The organism is Cohnella thailandensis, assembly GCF_014212135.1.
Classification (GTDB): domain Bacteria; phylum Bacillota; class Bacilli; order Paenibacillales; family Paenibacillaceae; genus Cohnella; species Cohnella thailandensis.
Map to the genome: position 1 here is coordinate 397,656 of NZ_JACJVQ010000006.1, position 18,758 is coordinate 416,413.

The window sequence follows — 18,758 nt, forward strand, 5'->3', positions numbered from 1 at the left end:
TGCTAGTATGGAGGATAGGGAACGGGATGAACAGTACGTACTTTGAAGTGCCATAGTCACCGAAAAGTAATAATTGAAAGGGGTAATGAGCCGTGCTCACGACTAAAAAATACAACATCTCGGTGGAAGCGACGCTGGAGGTTATCGGCGGCAAGTGGAAGTGCGTCATTCTCTGCCACCTTACCCACGGCAAGAAGAGAACCAGCGACCTGAAGCGAATCATGCCCCAGATCACCCAGAAAATGCTGATCCAGCAGCTCCGGGAGCTGGAGACGGACGGAATCGTCAACCGCATCGTCTACAACGAGGTACCGCCGCGGGTCGAGTACGAGCTGACCGAATACGGCTGGAGTCTGAAGCCGATCCTGGATTCTCTGTGCTCCTGGGGAGAGCGGCACATTATCAAGGAGCACGGGCAATTGTGCGGAATCCTCGAGGACAACGGCTTGAACAAGTTCTAAATCCGGGCATGCGCGAGCGTATCGCCGATGGTATGATAGAACCTATAAAGGAAACGTAAAAGGAGCCGCGCATGAGATTCTCCATTCAATATTTGTCGTTCTTCGTCATTCAATCCGACAGCTCCGAGCAGGACCCGGCCAAGAGGTACAAGCACTATCAGACGCTCGACCACTTCGGTTACGAGGACAGCGAGATCAGCTCGTTTCTCGACAGCGAATTCACCCGGATCGGCAAACGCAAAGCCGAGGTGAACGCGAACTCGGAGAACGCTCCGACGAAGATCGGACGCTTCCTGGTCGAGCCCGGCTACGAGCTGGACACCAACCCGAACTACAATCTGTTCCAGAAGCTCCGCACCGCGAAGGACAAGAACCAGTTCCATTACGCTTGCGACGATATCCTGCGGACGTACATGGACACCAGCTCCGTGCGGGGAGGAGCCTTCATCGTGGCGCTGGCCAAGCTGAACGAGCTGTTCGACGACCCGTTCGTGTTCCTGCTCAAGTGCGACTTCGAATCGAAGATCGCCCGCATCTCGGACGAGAAGAGCCTGATCTCGAAGGTCGAGATGGCGATCAGCGCCCGGAACATCAAGTCCATCCAGTACCCGCACATGCCGGAAGAAGGAATGCTGGAGCCCTACGAGTTGAAAATCCACCAAGCGTCCCACGCCCGGTATTTCGAGGATTTCCTTAAGTACGTATCCTACGAGAAATCGAAGCCGGAGATCGTGACCGACCAGGTGATCGAGCTCGTCCAGCAGTATATGGACAACAAGTGGCAGGGAGGCGCGGTCCGGGAGCAGGCATCGGTCGCGATTTCTTCCGCCGAGGAGGAGCTGACGGCCGACGCGGCGGCGGAGGATCCGCTCGCGACGGCGGTCGAGGCGCCGATTCGGGCGGAAGAAGAGTGGACGCCCGTCGGCCGTCACGACGAGGCGACTCCCGGCTGGCAGCAAAACCGGCATCGGGAGGAATCCCAGCTGGAGGTGTGGGCGGCGGCGGACAAACGACAGCTTCAGGAGAAATGGACGCACGAGGACGTCGTCCAAGCGACCTCCCACCTGCTCGAATTCCAGCCGGAGCTGGATCTGAAGTTCAAATTGGACGACGTCTCCGTCAAAGCGAAGATGGCGGAGTACGGCGAGAATATCCATATCGCCCGCATGAACGGCCGCTACGTCGTGCTGATCGAGGGAGACTCCTTCCAATTCGACAAGGGCATCTCCCCGATCGAGCTTCTGTATCCGGACGAGATCGAGAACGTGCTGGAGAGAATGCATTATCGGCATACCGCCCGCCGGATGGAGACGGAGAGATAGAAGGCGGAACGTTTATGAGAATGCTAGCTTTGCAAATTTCAGCCTGAGGAGGAGCCGGCAACCGGCGATTCCCTTCGGGTTGTTTTTTTATGCTTGAAGGCAGGACACCCATGATTTAAAACTGGGAGTCGGCAGGTAGAAGGTTTATAATTCGAATAAGCCGGATTCCGGCCGAATGCCGTCCGGCAACCTATTATTCTAGTCATACGGCATTCTAGCAACTTAGGCGGTTCTAAAGGGATCGCTCTTACGACATTAACGAGGCGATTGCGCAATGAATATAGAGATGGAACGCGTTCGGACAACAAGATTGCGAGAGAAACGCGGCTTCTTGGGGCTGCGGTTCGAAGAAGGACTGTGGAGATCGGCGGCGGGCGGCATCTGGGTCGCGAGCACGTCGACGGTCGCGCTAAGCGCCTTGGGAGCTCCGACCGGCTTCGGAACGGGCTTCGACCTCGCCGCGGCGATCGTGCTTAACGTGCTGGCGCTTGCGTTGTCGGGTATTGTCGTCGCATGGCTGTTGAGCGGGGTGCGCCGCGAGGTGCCGGCCCTCGCCATCGGCGCGGCGCTCTATACGATCGCGGCGCTGTCCGTCATCTTCGTCTTCGCGGAGATACAAACCGGCTTCGCGATAGGGCTGGCGGCGCTGCTTACGGGCATCGGCGGGGGCGGGGGTTGGGTTGCCGGCGTACTCGCGCGGAGAGGGCCGTGGCGCACGAAGCTGGCGGCCGTTCTCTCCGCGTTGCTTGCGGCCGGTTTCATCGGCCTGCTCACCGTGGATTCCCGCCTGTTCGGCGCGGAGGAGAACCAAGGCGTCGCGCTCGCCGATGCCGGGGAGGCGATCGAAGCGCTGGCGGAGGCGGATCCGTCGCAGGCCGGGGATTACGCTTACCGTGCTTTTACCTACGGAAGCGGGGAAGACAAGCATCGGCCGGAATTCGGAGAGAGCGTGGGCCTGATCTCCGAGCCGGCTGACGCTTCCGGCTACACGAGCGATTGGCCTTGGCCGCGCAAGCGATTCTGGGGCTTCGACGAGAGCGAGCTGCCGCTGAACGGCCGGGTTTGGATGCCGGAAGGGGATGGCCCTTGGCCGCTGGTGCTCATGGTGCACGGCAATCATCTGATGGAGGATTACTCCGACGAAGGCTACGGCTACCTCGGGGAACTTTTGGCGAGCCGCGGCTTCCTCGCCATCTCGGTGGACGAGAACTACTTGAATTACTCGGTCTGGAGAGGCATTCCGGACGAAGACATGAAGCTGAGGGCGTGGATCCTGCTGAAGCATATCGGTCAGCTGGAGCGGTTCGCCAACGACCCGTCGACTCCGTTCTACGAAGCCGTCGATTTCGATCGCGTCGCCCTGCTCGGCCATTCCCGGGGCGGACAGGCGGTCGCGATGGCCGCGGACCGGGAAGCTTGGTTCGCGGCGGATAACGCGCTGCCGGATCGCGAATCCTATCGTATAAGGGCGGTTATCGCGATCGCCCCGACGGACACGACGGTGGACGGCAAGACGGCCAACCTGAAGGATGTCGCCTACATGACCCTGCAAGGGTCTGAGGACGCGGACGTCAACAACTTCTACGGAGAGAGGCAATACCAGCGGACCTCCTTCGCGCCGGGCTCGGACGCCTTTAAAACTTCGCTCTACATCGCCGGAGCGAACCATGGGCAATTCAATACGACCTGGGGAGCGCGGGATGAATCGATGCCGGCGGGCCTCTTCCTTAAGAAGCCGGATTTGTCCGGCGAACAGCAGAGGAAGATCGCCAAGGTTTACGTGTCCGCGTTTCTGGAAGACGCCTTGCACGGCAACGCGGGCTATCGTCCTCTCTTCCGCGATTACCGGGCGGGAGCCGGCTTCCTTCCCGACACGTCGTATTGGAGCCAATACGAGGATGCCGGCTTTGTCCCCGTCGCTCGTTACGAGAATGCCGGGAGCTCGGAGGAACGGCCGGAAGCGGGAATAACCGCTTCGGCGGCAGGAGCGGACGCTTGGGAACGCGAAGAGGCTCTTGACCGGCAGAAGCATGGCAAAGGGAACAGCGGCGTCGTGCTGAGCTGGAGCGAGGAAGGGGCTTCCTACGCGCTCCAAGCCGACTCCTCCTTCCGGATGTCCGTGACGAACGCCGAGGATGGCTCTTTGCCTATGCTGAGCTTCTCCATGGCGAACCTGAGCTGGCTCTTGAAGGAGAATCAAGGAGCCGAAGCCGCAGCGAAGGATCTGAATATCCGAGTAGAAGCGGAGGACGCGGCCGGCCGTACGGCAAACGTCTCGCTAAGCGGCATCTTCCCCATCCAGGCGACGCCGAGAACGTCGTTTACTTGGTTAGGGTGGCCGGAAGCCGGGCTTGGACGGGGACAATACGCTCAAGAGGCCGAATCGGTATTCCAGACGTATCTTCTGCCTCTGGAACGATTCGGGGCCGCGGGCCATGACGTCGATTGGAATCATCTTCGCCGCATCGTCTTTTATTTTGGAGGGGCGGCAGGGCAAGTCATGCTGGACGATATCGGATTTGCGCGGTAGGGCGGGGGGCCGGAGACGGACGTGCGTTCAAAGGCCCCCATCGCTTGCTCGTTGACAAAACCTTCAAGCGGGGCGTATACTGTGCGTAAATGAACACAGTATACGGATGAACGTCATAAAACTTTCCTTTTCCTCGACCGATACTGTGCTAATTAAAATCATAGATAGACGAAGGAGAGTGCCATTCATGAGTACCGTTCAAGAGCAAAGCGTAGCCGCGGATTATTCCGCCGTCGTAAGGGAACGCCGTTCGGTTCGCCACTACGATCCGTCGGTTCAAATTCCGGAGAGCGTGCTGACGGAGATTCTCGAAGAAGCTTCGCTGGCTCCTTCCAGCAGCAACACGCAATCGTGGAGATTCCTCGTCATCAACGACGAGGCGGCCAAGCAAAGATTGCATCCTATTGCCAACAGCCAGAAACAAGTGCTGACCGCCTCCGCAACGATCGTGGTGCTCGGAGACCTCGACGGCTACAAGGAGATCGGGCGCATCAACGAAGAGTCCGTTCGGAGAGGCTACATGCCCGCCGACTTCGCGAAACAATTCACGGAGAACAGCTTGAGGCTGTATAGCGGCCTTCCGGCCGAGAAGATGAAGAGCATCGTACAGATCGACGGCGGCCTGGTGAGCATGCAGCTGATGCTGTCCGCCAAAGCCAGGGGCTACGATACCGTGCCGATGGGCGGCTACGACGAGCAGAAGCTGATCGAGGAGTTCCGGATTCCGAAGAACCTTGTCCCGATCATGCTGATCTCGGTCGGCAAAGCCGCGGCTGACGCCCCGGGACGGCTGACCGCCAGACTCCCGATCCAAGACATCGTATCCTGGAACGAGCTGAAGTAACTTTTGATTGGACACTCGAATAGCGGACTTCCGAAGCGGCCGATCTTATCGGCCGTTTTTTGGCGTGTTAAGAAGTTGTTCAGTCCTTATTGCTAGGATAGGAGTATGGAAGAAAGGATGATAGACCATGTCTAGCAAAATACTAGTGGTGGACGACGCCGTATTTATGAGAAATATCCTGAAGGATTATTTGGAATCGAACGGGTACGAAGTCGTCGCGGAAGCTTGCAACGGGGCCGAAGCCGTCCATTTATATAGGCAATACCTGCCGGATTTGGTTACAATGGACTTATCCCTGCCCGTGGTAAACGGGCTGGAAGCCCTTAAGGAGATCAAACAGTTCGACCCCGATGCGAGAATCGTCATTTGTTCGACTCTCGGCCAGAAGAACATGATCATCCAGGCGATCGAGGCCGGGGCGAAAGACTTTATGATCAAGCCGATCCTCCAAGACCGCCTTATCGAGAGAATCGAAGCGATTCTGGCCTAGGGGGGCTGGGACCGGCATTACAGTCCAGAGGTACGGGGAATGAATCGGATGCTTATCGGAAGGAAGACGGATCGATTTCAATGGATTCTCGCGGCGGCGGTCGCGGCGGTTCTCGCCGTGATCGCTATTACCTATCTGTCCAAATCCGATTCCCCGCAAGCGAAGAACGGGATTCTGGATCTTACGGCATGGGATCTCCAGGTTCAAGGGAATCTGCCGCTAGACGGCGAATGGGAGTTCTACCCGAATCGTTTGCTGGAGCCGAAGGACTTCGCCGGGGAGAACCCGAGCCCGGAGGGCGGCCTGCTTAACGTTCCCGGAGTCTGGAACGGTCCCGACATGAAGGCGCTCGGCGCCGGAACCTATCGGCTCACCGTCCTGCTTCGGCCCGGCTTGGACGAGCAGCTCGCCATTCAGAAACAAATCATTCGCTTCTCGGATAAATTTTACGTGAACGGCGAGCTTCTGGGGCAGTCAGGAATTCCTTCGGAGAGCCGCCGGGACTACAAGCCGGGCAACGCCCCTTATACGATCTACTTTACGGCGCCTGCCGACGGCAGGCTGGAGATCGTCATTCAAGCGGCCAATTACGAATATCGTCAGGGAGGCGGATTGTTCTTCTCGCCGACCTTGGGGCTTATCGGCAATATCGTCATGGACAGGCAGGTACAGATCTCTCTGGAGTGGGCCGGAGTGATCGTGCTGTTCATTTTCGGATTTTTCTTTATCGTGCTGTTCGGCCTGTTCAATCGCAATACCGGATTTCTCTTCTTCGGAATCTTCTTCGCGATCTTCGGCATCATGATCTTCCTGAACGGGCAGCGTTCCTTCCTGGAGATGTTCCCGGACGCGCCATTCCAGCTAAGCTGGAAGCTCAAGGATGTCACCCTGAACGTCACCTATCCGATTACGATTCTATATACGAACAGCTTGCTGAAGCTGGGCAGGTGGAAAAGATTCCTTCAGGCTGCAGCCGCCCTCTACGCGGCTTATGCCGTCTGCATCGTCCTGCTGCCCTACTCCGTCTATTCCGCCTTCTTGGAATACTTTATCTACGCGCTGCCGTTCTTCTTCGGCTTGCTCGTCTTCGTGCTGCTTCGAATGTATCGCAAACGCGACTACGGCGTGTTCGACCGGCAGGAGATGCAGCTGTTTATCGCGGCGATCATGTGCATCGTTCTTTTTCCGATCAATATTTTCGTCAGCTTCTCGGATGCCAGCGATATCGCGGCCAGAGCGCTGACCGACGTGCTCGTTCTGGCGTTTATCGTTCTGGCTCTCATGATGGTGGCGAGGCGTTACCTCAGCCTGTATACCTCTATGGAGGGGCTGACGGACCAACTCAAGCGCTCGGACGAGCGAAAGGACGAATTCCTGCTTCAGACGTCCCACGAGCTGAACACGCCGCTTAACGGCATCATCAACCTGTCGCAGTCCGTCCTGGACGATCCGGCGCGCACTCCGAACGCGAAGCGGACCCGGGAGAAGCTTCTGCTTATCCGCAATATGGCTTTCCGGATGTCGAACATGGTACACGACGTCATCGACTTGGCTCAGCTGAAGGACGAGCGCCTGGTCGTCTCCCGGGAGCGGGTCGACCTGCAAGCCTGCGCGAGCAACCTGTTCAGCGTCTATGGCTTTCTCGCCAACGAGAAAGGGGTCCGGCTGGACAGCCGGATCGGGCCGGACTCCATGTACGCGCGGGCGGACGATAGGCGGCTTCTGCAGGTGCTGTCCAACATCCTGGACCTATGCTTGAGGCATATGGAGCAATCCCTTCTGCAGGTGTCGGCGACGAGCCTGGGAGAAGAGATCCTCCTGACGGTGGAGGCGATGCAGCATCGCAAGCCGTCCGAGCAACAGTTGGAATCGGAGGGCTTCGGGATCGGCTTATCGATCGCCGGCGAGCTCGTTCGTCTGATGGAAGGGCGGTTGGAATGGAAGGAAGCCCGGGACGGGGAAGGCATCCGCTTCGAGATCTTCTTGCCTGCCTATAAAGCGGAGGCAGATTCCCCGCACGAGAAGGAGCCGCAATCGGCCGAGACGCTCGTCGCGGCGTCGTCCGAAGGGGGAGAGGGCGGGCGAGGAGAGGATCAGTCGATCTTGGTCGTCGCGGCTCCGGCCAATCTCGAACTGCTCGTGAACCTGCTCGCGATCGAAGGATACCGGGTGGAGACCGCCCACAGCGCGGCTGAAGCGATCGAGGCGATGCGCGAATCCGGCCCGCCGCCGGATCTTCTGCTGCTGGACGTCATGATGCCGGGCGGGGAGAGCTACGAGGTGGGCCGTTGGATACGCAGAACCTATTCGCCTATCGACCTTCCGATCCTGTATCTTATCGCGAGGAATACGCCGGCGGATATCGAAGCGGTGCTCTCCGCCGGCGGCAACGATTTCATCGTCAAGCCGCTGGACGCGGGGGAGATCCGGGTGCGGATCCGCACGCTGCTGGCCATGAAGAACCTGGCCAAGGAAGCGGCCGCGAGCGAGATGGCGTTCCTGCAATCCCAGATCAAGCCTCATTTTCTATACAATGCGCTCGGAACGATCATGTCGCTCTGCTATACGGACGGTCCGAGGGCGGGAGAGCTGCTGGCGGTGCTCAGCCGCTACCTGCGTATCATCTTCCATCAGGACCAGCGGAGCGACGCGGTGACTCTCGCGCAGGAAGTGGAGCTCGTGCAAGCCTACGCGGACATCGAGCAGGCGCGCTTCGGCAGTCGTCTCGAGCTGAACATCGAGATCGACGACGCTCTGCTGTCCGTGCCGGTCATGTCGCTCACGATCCAGCCGCTTGTCGAGAACGCGATCCGCCACGGAGTGGCGAAGAAAGTCGACGGCGGAACCGTGCGGCTTGCCATCGAGAAGGCAGGCCAGTACGTGAGAGTCGTCGTCGAAGATAACGGAATCGGAATGACGGCGGACGAAGTGCGGCGATTGCTGGAGGGAGGCCAAGGGGAAGAAGGGGTCGGCTTCCGCAATATTCTCAAGCGGGTCCTTCACCTGTCCGGCAAGCCGCCGGAGGTGGAAAGCGCTCCGAATGTAGGGACGAGGGTAACGCTGTGGCTTCCGGCTTCCGATAGTAAAGACAGGCACGGGAGGGATAAAGATGATACGAGCGTTGCTGGTCGATGACGAAGAGCATGCTCTAAGAATATTAAGGATTTTGCTGGAGAGGGTCGGAGAGGTCGAGATCGTCGGAGAGGCGAATAACGGCTTCGACGCGTTGGAGAAGCTGAAGCGGCTGCGTCCGGACGTCGTCTTCTCGGACATCGAGATGCCGGGAATGAACGGAGTCGAGCTCGCCGAGAGAATCGGCAACGAGAATCTCGATATTCAGGTGGTGTTCGTGACCGCGTACGATCGCTATGCGATCTCGGCCTTCGAGCGGGATGCCGTGGATTACTTGCTGAAGCCCTTGGAGATGGACAGGCTCGTCAAAACGGTGCAGAGAGTGAAGAAGGAAGCGGCGAAGAACGCCGGAAGGGACGAGATCGCCGCCGCGGCGGCGGTTGCCGACGAGCGGAAGGCGGCGGACGAGTCGCCCCTGCTCCGCGTCCGAATCCTGGGCGGAATCTCCGCGTGCAACTCCCGTCAAGAGCGAATGAAGTGGCGCACGGGCAAGGAGAGGGAGCTGTTCGCTTACCTGACGTTCCGGAAGGGGGAGAGGATCCACCGGGACGTCATCGTGGATGCCCTTTGGCCGGAAGAGCATTACCAGAAGTCCAAGGTCTATCTGCATACTTGCGTGAGCTTCCTGCGGAAGGATCTGAAACAGCTGGGCTTCGAGGGCGCCCTGCTGTACGAGGGAGAAAAATATCATATCAAGGAAGAAGTCATCGAGACGGATTACGAGCTTTTCTTAAGCCGGGTGCAAGAGCTGAAGGCGGCTCCGGCAACGACGCCGGAAGCGCTGGAGAGCGTGCTCGCCCTGTATAAGGGGCAGCTATTCAAGGATGAGGATTACGCCTGGGCGGAGGAAGACATCCTGAAGATCGAGCAGGTCGCGGGAGAGCTGCGCATGGAGCTGGCCGCTTTATACGAGAAGAGCAGGGAGTACATGAAGATGACGGACGTCGTCTTCAAGCATCTCTCCGTATCGCCTTACGACGAGGAAGCCTACCGGCTGATGATGAGGGCGCAATTCGCCTCGGGCAAGCACGAGGAAGTGTTCCGAATCTACCATGTCCTGCTGGAGAGACTCGGCGAGCTGGGCATCGAGCCCTCGGCCATGACGGTCGAGCTGTATAACGAGATCAGGCAGAAGAAGGAGCGGGCTTAGGCTGGGTATCGGAGGCTAGTTTAAACTGGCTGAGATATTAAAAGGCCGAATTATTAATAGGCTTAGATATTAATAGACTGGAATACCGGCTTCAGGCGAGCAAGGGGGAATGCCCCGGCGTCTGAAGCATTTTTTGATTGAAAGAAAGATTGGATTCGGTTTTTAGGCTGTTGAGAAAGTATCGGCTCGGAGAATTATGTATGTAATTTCAACTATAATTCTTCCTTTTTTCGAATGGAGCCCATTAAGCATGAAATATCAGCTATAATCATCCCATTTTTCGATATGAAGATAATTATGGATGATATTTCATCTATAATTTCCGATTTTGGTCTTCAGGCGAAAAATAAACATGAAATTTCATACCCATTTGCTTAAGCGAGGACCTATCCCCCGGACGAACATTCGGTGCTTTCCGAGCGCCGCCTTCGACAAAAGCTCCTCTTTTTCATCGAAGGAGAATGAGGGTCTTTCAAGGAATTTAGAGCGGTTGGACGAGAGTCCATCGCGACGAAAGACTTGGAAGGATCAGGTGAGAACGGAAATGAACGAAGCTTTGTATCGCAAGCTGCAGGAGGATGTGAAGGTTTACGTGAACGGTCCGGCCCGCGCCTTGTCCGAGCGGATCGAGGAGACGGGAGAGTGCGGCGCCGAGGTGCGGGAGGAGCTGAAGGAGCGGGGCTTCCTAAAGCTGGCCGCGCCTGAGGAATACGGGGGAATGGGGCTGAACTTCCTTCAATACCTGGAGCTGCTGGAGCTGTTCTCGCAGCTTCACGGATCCATTCGGATGATCGTGCACGTGAGCAACGGCATCTGGAGACCGATCCATTACAAGGCGTCCAAGGAGCAGAAAAGGAGGTTCGTCAAGCCGCTCGTCCAAGGGGAGCTGACCGCGGCGTTCGCGCTGACGGAGCCGACGACGGGAGCGGGGACGGACATCCGGACGTCGGCGAGGAAGGAGAACGGCGAGTTCGTCCTGAACGGGGCGAAATGGATGGTCGCCTTCGGCGATACCGCCGATTACGTTCTGCTCTTCGCCCGTATGGAGAATTCGAGCGGGCAGGAGGGAACGATCGCTTTGATGGTGCCGAGCGGTTCGCCGGGCTTATCGATCAAGAAGATGCCTCCGACTCTCGGCCTGACCGGCACGGGGCACGCGCACCTATACTTCAAGGACTGCCGGGTGCCGGAGGACTGCCTGATCGGGGAGGTCGGGCAAGGGCTGTCCGTCGCCATGAACGGGTTCTTGAACCCGAGCCGGATCAGCGTGGGGATGACGTGCGTCGGGCTGGCGCAGAGGGCGCTGGATCTGTCCGTCGAGCGCAGCCGCAAGCGGGTCACCTACGGGAAGCCTCTTAGCCAGAGGCCGATCGTGCAGACCTGGCTGGCCGAGATGGCGACCGATATCGAAGCGGCGAGGCAGCTCTGCCTGCACGCGGGCAGGGCCCAGGTCGAGGGGGAGCTGACGCCCGCCCATGCTTCCATGGCGAAGCTGTTCGCCCTGGAGATGCTGCAGCGGGTGACGGATAAGGCGCAGCAGATTTACGGAGGAATCAGCTACTTCAAGGGCATGGAGATCGAGAGGATTTACCGGGACGCGCGGGCTCAGAAATTCGAGGAGGGAACGTCCGAGATTCAGAAGGCGGTTATCGCCCGTCAGCTGCTCGCGAAGGATTGAGGAGCGGCTGCGAATTGACACGCCCGGACGATCGGGTACAATGGGGGTCAGAACGACAAGCGGACCCCAGGGGATGAGAGAAGTGCGGGATGAGATGCGGCGGATGAGGAATATCGGAATCTTCGCTCACGTCGACGCGGGCAAAACGACGACGACGGAGCAGATTCTCTATATAAGCGGCAAGATCCGGGCGGCCGGCAGCGTCGACGACGGGACGGCCCAGACGGATTACCTGGACGTGGAGCAGGAGCGGGGAATCTCGGTCCGGGCGGCGGTGACCCGGTTCGAATGGAAGGGGACGGCCGTCAATCTGGTCGATACCCCCGGGCACGTCGACTTCCTGTCGGAGGTGGAGCGGGCGCTTAGGGTAATGGACGGCGCGGTGCTTATCGTCTCCGCGGTTGAGGGCGTTCAAGCTCAGACCGAGGTCGTCTGGCATGCGCTGCGGGAGCAAGGCATTCCAACCTTGATTTACGTGAACAAAATGGATCGGATCGGCGCGGATCCGGCCGCGGCCGTGGAGCAGATTCGGCGGCTGCTGTCGCGTTCGGCGGTGCCGATCCAGACGCCCGTCGGAGCGGAGGCGGATTACGCAGGGGCCGAGAGTCTTCTGCCCGCGGCATTCGAATCTGAAGCGGAAGGGCCCTCCGAATGGGGGGCTCTGTTCCGTTCCGTCCTTCAAGAGACGATGGCCGAGAGCGACGAGGCTTTGCTTGCGGCATACTTCGAGAAGGGAGAGCTTGCCGAAGAGGAGCTGGTCTCCGCGCTGAAGGCCTCTTCCCGGCAAGGAACGGCGTTCCCGATCCTGTTCGGAGCTTCCGCCCGAGGGCTCGGGGTGAAGGGGCTGTTGGACGCGATGGCGGAGCTTCTTCCGCCGCCGAAGGGAGACCCGGAGGCTCCCGTCTCGGGCGTCGTGTTCAAGCTCGACCGGGATCCTTCGATGGGGCGCATCGCTTATGTCCGACTGTATAACGGAACGATCAAGAACCGGGACAACCTCTATAACGAATCCCGGGACGTCGTGGATAAGGTGACCCAGATTCGCCGGATCGACGGCCGGAAATCGGAGGATCTCGGCATCCTTCAGGCCGGGGATATCGCGGCGGTATACGGTCTTAGCCGGGCACGGATCGGCGACATTCTCGGGACGGCGGAAGGGGTGCCCGGCGAGAGAAGGCTGGCGGTTCCGCTGCTCACCGTGCAGGCGAAGTGGCGCACGGAAGCCGATTATCCGGCCGTCGTCGCCGCTTTCCAGGAGCTGGCCGACGAAGATCCGCACTTGGATCTGCAATGGCTTCCCGACGAGCGGGAGCTTCATCTGAAGGTCATGGGACCGATACAGATGGAGGTTCTCGTGCACGTGCTCCGAAGCCGTTACGGCCTTGACGTCGACCTGGGAGCTCCTTCCGTCATCTACAAGGAAACGCTCGCGGGAGCCGGCGAAGGCTTCATCGCCTATACGATGCCCAAGCCATGCTGGGCTATTCTGCGCTTCCGAATGGAGCCGGGGCCTAGAGGCAGCGGTCTCGCCTACCGGTCGATCGTTCGGCCCGAGCATCTGCTCGAGAGCTATCAGAACGAGGTCGCCAGACGGGTGCCGGAAGCGCTGCAGCAAGGCATGAAGGGCTGGGAGGTAACGGATCTTACGGTGACGCTGGTCGAAGGCGAGCATCACGTGTGGCACACCCATCCGCTCGATTTCGTCGTGGCGACGCCGATGGGGATCATGGACGGCCTCGCCCGGATCGGAACGAAGCTGTTGGAGCCGATGCTGCGCTTCCGGCTCTCCGTGCCCGAGGAATTCGGCGGCAAGGTCATGAACGAGCTCATTCTCATGCGCGGCGCATTCGATTCCCCGGAGCTAAGGAACGGGAGAATGGAGCTGGAGGGGACGATTCCCGTCGCCACCACGCTCGACTGGCCGGCAAGGCTCGGCTCCATGACGAAGGGGCGGGGCATCCTGTCGACGTTCTTCGCAGGCTATGCGGAATGTCCTCCGGACGTGCGGGAAGAACGCCCTCGCAGGGGAGTCAATCCGCTCGATCAGGCGAAGTACATTCTGGCCACGCGCAATGCTTTGTCTTCGTAAGCGCGCATGTTCCTCCATCGCCTTGCCAAACTAAAGAGAGGATTCAGGGATATCCGGGAGGGGGAGAACCGTTGACGAGAGGTTGGATGATCGTGCTGGTCGGCGTCGTCGCCATGGGAACCCTTCTCGTTCTTTTTTGCTGCAGCTTATACCGCATGGCCATTCACCGAAGCCGCAAAGCTTTTTTGTCCGCGGACCCGAATATGCCCAAAGTCGAGGATTCCCGGATTCGCGAGGTGAAGGAATGGTTCCATGCCCAATCCTTCGAGAAGGCGGAGATCGTCTCGGACGACGGCTTGAAGCTTCGCGCCCATTACCTGGAACCGGAGCAAGGCGGACGGGACGCCGTTATTCTGGCGCATGGCTATTCCGGCAAAGGGGAGGACATGGCGGTATTCGCCCGGTTCTACCGCGAGCGCGGCTTCATCGTGCTTATGCCGGACAGCCGCGGGCACGGCCGGAGCGACGGGCATTACATCGGCTTCGGCTGGCACGACCGGAAGGATTACGTAAGGTGGATCGAATATCTGGTGAAGAGGCTCGGCGAGCAGGCCCGTATCGTCCTTCACGGAGTGTCGATGGGCGGCGGCACCGTCCTGATGACGGGAGGGGAGCCGCTTCCGCCGCAGGTCAAGTGCATCATCTCCGATTGCGCTTATACCTCCGTGAAGGGAATTCTGACGTACCAGCTGAAGCAGATGTTCAAGCTGCCGTCGTTCCCGTTGCTGCCGATTACCAGCCTTATCTGCAAGCTTAGAGCGGGCTACTTCTTCGGGGAAGCCTCGGCGATCCGGCAGCTCCGGAACTGCTGCAAGCCGATTCTGCTCATCCATGGCGGCAAGGACACCTTCGTTCCGACGAAGATGGCCGACGAGCTCTACGAGGCCATCAGAGGGGAGAAGGAGAAGCTGATCATTCCCGAAGCCCAGCACGGGACTTCCGTTCTGGTCGATCCCGCCTCTTACGCCGAATCCGTTCTTCGTTTTATCCAGGCCTCCTTCGGCAAACAAACTCAAAATGCCTGATACCCAGCCTCGGGGATGGACGTCATCCTTGAGGTTTTTTCGTTTGAAGGCTTATATATCCTATGTTTCATCCCCTATATTTTGGGTTAATAGAGTTTACGATTTGTGCTTAGTTTTTGTGAAGAATCGTGTGTTATAATCTCAGAAGCTTGATATAGACCTGTGACAACCGCCAGAATTCGACAGATATTCAATAGGGCTATGTAGGTGAAGGACACCATGATTGAACAACATAAGAGGACGCAGCCGCTTATTGGCGTGGCGAACGATCCGCGCGGGAGAACCGTCGGGGATCGGCATTTGGAACCCTACCGAGCGGTTCGCATAGACGGCGGCTCGGCGTCGGAGCTGGTCGCCCGGTTCGACCAAACGCGTCCGGACTGCGCCGTTATCGTGCTGGAATCGGAAGATCTGGCTAGCGGGGATCTCGCCGCTTGGAAGGAACTTAGACAATATTGCGATTCCATGCACATTCCCTTCGTTATCATAACCGGGGCCTATGATCGCGAACTGACCGGCATGCTATTGGCCGATGCGGTTCTTCGTCAGCCTCTGGATTCCTCTGAGCTTCGAATGAATCTCGACCATTTGATCGAGAGAAGATTTCGCATTCTCGATCAGATCCTTATCGACCCCGCTACAGGAACTTACAATTATCGATACATGCGACGCGAAGTGCAGAAGCAGCTTCAGGATATGAAGCGTTCCTACATAAGCTTCTCTTTGGTTTATATGGAGATCGATTCCGCTCGGCGGCTGGATCTTAACGATAGGCGATCGGCCGAAAGGGCGCTGGCGGATTTTATTCAGGCCAGCGTGCGTCCCATGGATTGTTTGGGACAGGACAACGGGCGAGGCTTCGTTCTGCTGCTTCCGAAGACCGTCAAGGCGGATGCCATCAAATTGATGACCAGGCTGACATCCCTCTTCTCCAAGCAGATGGCAGAGACCTCGGGGGGAACCCGATCGGTTACATTTTCCGCCAAAGTGAGGGATTTCAACGATCCCGACCTGACGGCGGAGGAGTGCCTGGCGGCAATGCCCTTCTCCGAAGAGACGGATCCGCCGGAGCGTGCCGGACTGGTGCTGGACGGCACCATGCACGATAGCAATCCCCATACCCGCAAGCTGATGATCGCCGTTATCGACGACGACCGGCTGATTCGCGAGATGCTCAAGCATCAGCTGGCGGATGTCGGGGGCGGCCGGTTCGACGTGGAGATAAGGGACTTCGCCGACGGCGAGGATTTCTTCAACGACCCGTGGCATCGTCAGAACGAGCGGTACGTGCTGATTATCGATCGGATCATGCCCAAGATGGACGGCTTGGAAGTGCTGCATCGCATTCGCAACGGATACGACAGAAATCGTTACATTTGCGTTATGCTCAGCAGCAAAGGAGCGGAGACGGACATTACGCTTGCCATTCAAAGAGGCGCCAACGATTATCTGGTCAAGCCGTTTCGAATGAAAGAGCTTCGGGCCCGGCTCCATCGGCTTGTAGGCGGCGCGACATGACGTTCGTTCTCGTTTTTCTGCTGACCGCCGTATCGTTGGCCCTGCTGGCGACGATCTACTTCTATCTGTTGATTAGAAAATGGGTGAATATCCGCGAGAGGAACAAAAGAAAGAAATGGTATGACGAACACTCCCGCGCGATCGACGCTTTTCTATTTGCCGGGGGGAGCGCCGATTCCTTCGTTCCCCGCAAGAAGCACCACTTCGAGGCGCTGGAAAATACGTTCGGCGATTTTCTGAGCAACGTCAGAGTAGAGGGGGACTTCTCGCATTTCAACGACGTTATGGAGCGGTATTTCGTGCCCTGGTACCGGGAGCAGCTCCGCTCGCGGTCCTGGAGCGAGAGGATGAACGCGTTGTATTTTATCCATCGCTTTCGCTTGGCATCGATGCAGCCGGAGCTGATTCGCCATTTATCCGGCAAGAGCTGTTCGGAGGAAGAGAAACACGAAATTTTCTTGTTGCTGGCGGATTTCGGTTACGAGGGCCTGCCCGATCTTATGGGGGGCAGCAGAGAGCTCCCGACCTTTCTGCTGAACGAACTGATGTGCAGGATCGTCTCCCAGGACAAGATCGACGAGTATGTCGAACGCTTCGAGGATTTGTCCGCCCCTTGGCAAAGCGCTCTGCTGGAAGCCGCGAGGGAGCTTCATCTGCGAACGGACAAGCTGCAGGAGCTGCTCGAAAGGCTTATGAGCTCGGACCGGCCCGAACTCCGGGTCAAGGCGCTGAAGACCCTCGCCGCTCTGGGACACCTTTCCTCTATCGAGGCTTTCCTGAATTGGTTGGAGACCAGCAAGAAGAGCGGCGAATGGGATCGTCCTCAGTCTGCCGGGGAGAAGCTCATGGCGGCCAGATTGATGGGCAGCATCCGCCGGGAGCGATTCCTTCCCCACCTGCAAGAATTGATCGGAGATTCCGCGTATGGCGTGCGGGCGGAGGCGGCCCGATCGCTTCGGCAATACAGCCAGGGCAAGAGAATGCTGTCCGAGCTGTCCGTCAATCATCCCGACGCTTACGCTCGCTCCATTGCCCAAGAATGGATAGAAAGGAATCCGGATCATGAATGAGCTGACGGAGATCATCCGCTCTATTTTCCTTATTGTCAACAAACTCATCTTCGTTTATTTTATCCTGCTCTGCGGCTTCTATCTATTCTTGTTTCTCTTATCCTACAGCCGGTTGAAAAGGGAATGGGGCTTGCACAAGATCGAGCCCTACAAAAGAATGAAAAGCTCGTCCTTCACCCCGCCGTTGTCGATTATCGTGCCGGCCTATAACGAGGAAGCGGGAGTCATCGGCACGATCCTGTCCCTGATCACGGGAAGCGGCAGGCTTGACTACCCGGAATACGAAGTCATCGTCGTGAACGACGGTTCGAAGGACGAGACGCTGGCGAGGGTAATCGAGCGGTTCAAGATGGCGCCGGTTCGCAACAAGGTGCATCTGAAGCGCAACGGCATCGAAACGAAGCCGGTCAAGGAAGTGTACCAATCGGAAATTTATCCGTATCTCTATATCGTCGATAAGGCGAACGGCGGAAAAGCCGACGCTCTGAACGTGGGAATCAACCTGGCCAAGTACCCTTACTTCGCCTCCATTGACGGGGACACGGTCCTTGAACCGGATTCGTTCCTTAAGATCATGAAGCCGATCGTCGAGCACGCGGACGACGAGATATTGGCCGTAGGCGGCAACGTCCTGATCGCCAACGGCAACCGGTCCGCGAAGGGGCAGGTCCAGGAGGCCAAGCTGTCCCGCAAGCCGATCGTCATGATGCAGAGCATCGAATACATGAGGGCATTCTTGATGGGACGGATCGGCCTTAGCAGCCGAAACCTGCTGCTCGTCATTTCCGGCGCGTTCGGCGTGTTCCGGACGCAGCGGGTCATTCAAGCCGGGGGTTACAAGGCGGATACGATCGGGGAGGACATGGAGCTCGTCGTGCGGCTTCATCGACTGAACAGGGAGCTGAAGTGGGGGGCGAGAATCGAATACGTAGCCGACCCGATCTGCTACACGGAAGCGCCGGAGGCGCTGAAATATTTATACCGGCAGCGAACTCGCTGGCATAGAGGCTTATTCGAGAGCCTCTGGACCCATCGCCGGATGATGATGAATCCGAAGTACGGCGCGATCGGGTTCGTCGCCATGCCGTTTTATTTTTTTGTCGAGTTTCTCGGGCCATTGGTCGAGTTTTTCGGATATGCGACCTTCGTCGTCGATCTGCTTCTCGATCGGGTCTTTCTCCAATACGCGGGGATGCTCTTCGCGCTCATGGTGATTTACGGATCGTTCCTGTCCATGGGAGCCGTGCTCCTCGAGGAGTGGAGGCTTAGCAAATACCAGAAGATCTCCGACCTGAACCGGCTGTTGCTGTACGCGCTGTCGGAAGCCTTCTGGTACCGGCCGCTGATGACCGTTTGGCGGGTAGTCGCCACGATATCGATCTTGTTCCGCAGACGGCAGGGTTGGGGCGAAATGAAGCGCAAAGGCGTCTCGGCTTAGAGAGGGCGGTA

At 58.2% G+C, this 18,758-nt stretch carries 13 protein-coding genes; all 13 read left to right on the forward strand.

Annotation, left to right across the window (positions count from 1 at the left end):
* Nucleotides 1–92 precede the first annotated feature (92 nt).
* The 13 genes from H7B67_RS09750 to H7B67_RS09810 all read left to right on the forward strand — a co-directional run bounded on the left by H7B67_RS09750 (nucleotide 93) and on the right by H7B67_RS09810 (nucleotide 18,747).
* Nucleotides 93–461 carry a winged helix-turn-helix transcriptional regulator gene (locus tag H7B67_RS09750; protein WP_185119601.1) on the forward strand — a complete coding sequence of 123 codons (369 nt, stop codon included), beginning with the start codon at nucleotides 93–95 and terminating at the stop codon, nucleotides 459–461.
* Between the two features lie 71 nt (nucleotides 462–532).
* Complete coding sequence (locus tag H7B67_RS09755; protein WP_185119602.1) at nucleotides 533–1,783, forward strand: DUF3900 domain-containing protein; 1,251 nt, start codon at nucleotides 533–535, stop codon at nucleotides 1,781–1,783.
* 274 nt (nucleotides 1,784–2,057) lie between these two features.
* Nucleotides 2,058–4,313 carry an alpha/beta hydrolase family protein gene (locus H7B67_RS09760; RefSeq protein WP_185119603.1) on the forward strand — a complete coding sequence of 752 codons (2,256 nt, stop codon included), beginning with the start codon at nucleotides 2,058–2,060 and terminating at the stop codon, nucleotides 4,311–4,313.
* A gap of 187 nt (nucleotides 4,314–4,500) precedes the next feature.
* Nucleotides 4,501–5,157 carry a nitroreductase family protein gene (locus H7B67_RS09765; protein ID WP_185119604.1) on the forward strand — a complete coding sequence of 219 codons (657 nt, stop codon included), beginning with the start codon at nucleotides 4,501–4,503 and terminating at the stop codon, nucleotides 5,155–5,157.
* 127 nt (nucleotides 5,158–5,284) lie between these two features.
* The gene (locus H7B67_RS09770) at nucleotides 5,285–5,647 is read left to right on the forward strand and encodes a response regulator (RefSeq protein WP_185119605.1); all 363 of its coding nucleotides are present in this window, start codon (nucleotides 5,285–5,287) and stop codon (nucleotides 5,645–5,647) included.
* Nucleotides 5,648–5,686: 39 nt separating this feature from the next.
* Entirely contained in the window at nucleotides 5,687–8,782 is a 3,096-nt protein-coding gene (locus tag H7B67_RS09775; protein ID WP_185119606.1) for a hybrid sensor histidine kinase/response regulator, read from the forward strand.
* On the forward strand, nucleotides 8,757–9,929 hold the full coding sequence (locus H7B67_RS31085) for a response regulator (RefSeq protein ID WP_185119607.1): 1,173 nt from the start codon (nucleotides 8,757–8,759) through the stop codon (nucleotides 9,927–9,929). The genes H7B67_RS09775 and H7B67_RS31085 overlap by 26 nt, the downstream gene beginning before the upstream one ends.
* Nucleotides 9,930–10,473: 544 nt before the next feature.
* Nucleotides 10,474–11,607 carry an acyl-CoA dehydrogenase family protein gene (locus H7B67_RS09785; RefSeq protein WP_185119608.1) on the forward strand — a complete coding sequence of 378 codons (1,134 nt, stop codon included), beginning with the start codon at nucleotides 10,474–10,476 and terminating at the stop codon, nucleotides 11,605–11,607.
* Between the two features lie 82 nt (nucleotides 11,608–11,689).
* Complete coding sequence (locus H7B67_RS09790; protein ID WP_342592364.1) at nucleotides 11,690–13,696, forward strand: GTP-binding protein; 2,007 nt, start codon at nucleotides 11,690–11,692, stop codon at nucleotides 13,694–13,696.
* 71 nt (nucleotides 13,697–13,767) lie between these two features.
* Entirely contained in the window at nucleotides 13,768–14,721 is a 954-nt protein-coding gene (locus H7B67_RS09795; protein WP_245363144.1) for an alpha/beta hydrolase, read from the forward strand.
* Nucleotides 14,722–14,940: 219 nt separating this feature from the next.
* The gene (locus tag H7B67_RS09800; protein WP_185119609.1) at nucleotides 14,941–16,239 is read left to right on the forward strand and encodes a GGDEF domain-containing response regulator; all 1,299 of its coding nucleotides are present in this window, start codon (nucleotides 14,941–14,943) and stop codon (nucleotides 16,237–16,239) included.
* On the forward strand, nucleotides 16,236–17,309 hold the full coding sequence (locus H7B67_RS09805) for a HEAT repeat domain-containing protein (RefSeq protein ID WP_185119610.1): 1,074 nt from the start codon (nucleotides 16,236–16,238) through the stop codon (nucleotides 17,307–17,309). Before H7B67_RS09800 ends, H7B67_RS09805 begins: the two co-directional genes overlap by 4 nt.
* The gene (locus tag H7B67_RS09810; protein WP_185119611.1) at nucleotides 17,302–18,747 is read left to right on the forward strand and encodes a glycosyltransferase family 2 protein; all 1,446 of its coding nucleotides are present in this window, start codon (nucleotides 17,302–17,304) and stop codon (nucleotides 18,745–18,747) included. Before H7B67_RS09805 ends, H7B67_RS09810 begins: the two co-directional genes overlap by 8 nt.
* Nucleotides 18,748–18,758: the final 11 nt, after the last annotated feature.

Bases quoted from the DNA above. Each gene is read 5' to 3' on its own strand.
- H7B67_RS09775 (WP_185119606.1), top strand. From the start codon at position 5,687: ATGAATCGGATGCTTATCGGAAGGAAGACGGATCGATTTCAATGGATT.
- H7B67_RS09810 (WP_185119611.1), top strand. From the start codon at position 17,302: ATGAATGAGCTGACGGAGATCATCCGCTCTATTTTCCTTATTGTCAAC.
- H7B67_RS09765 (WP_185119604.1), top strand. From the start codon at position 4,501: ATGAGTACCGTTCAAGAGCAAAGCGTAGCCGCGGATTATTCCGCCGTC.
- H7B67_RS09785 (WP_185119608.1), top strand. From the start codon at position 10,474: ATGAACGAAGCTTTGTATCGCAAGCTGCAGGAGGATGTGAAGGTTTAC.
- H7B67_RS09755 (WP_185119602.1), top strand. From the start codon at position 533: ATGAGATTCTCCATTCAATATTTGTCGTTCTTCGTCATTCAATCCGAC.
- H7B67_RS09770 (WP_185119605.1), top strand. From the start codon at position 5,285: ATGTCTAGCAAAATACTAGTGGTGGACGACGCCGTATTTATGAGAAAT.
- H7B67_RS09805 (WP_185119610.1), top strand. From the start codon at position 16,236: ATGACGTTCGTTCTCGTTTTTCTGCTGACCGCCGTATCGTTGGCCCTG.
- H7B67_RS31085 (WP_185119607.1), top strand. From the start codon at position 8,757: ATGATACGAGCGTTGCTGGTCGATGACGAAGAGCATGCTCTAAGAATA.
- H7B67_RS09800 (WP_185119609.1), top strand. From the start codon at position 14,941: ATGATTGAACAACATAAGAGGACGCAGCCGCTTATTGGCGTGGCGAAC.
- H7B67_RS09760 (WP_185119603.1), top strand. From the start codon at position 2,058: ATGAATATAGAGATGGAACGCGTTCGGACAACAAGATTGCGAGAGAAA.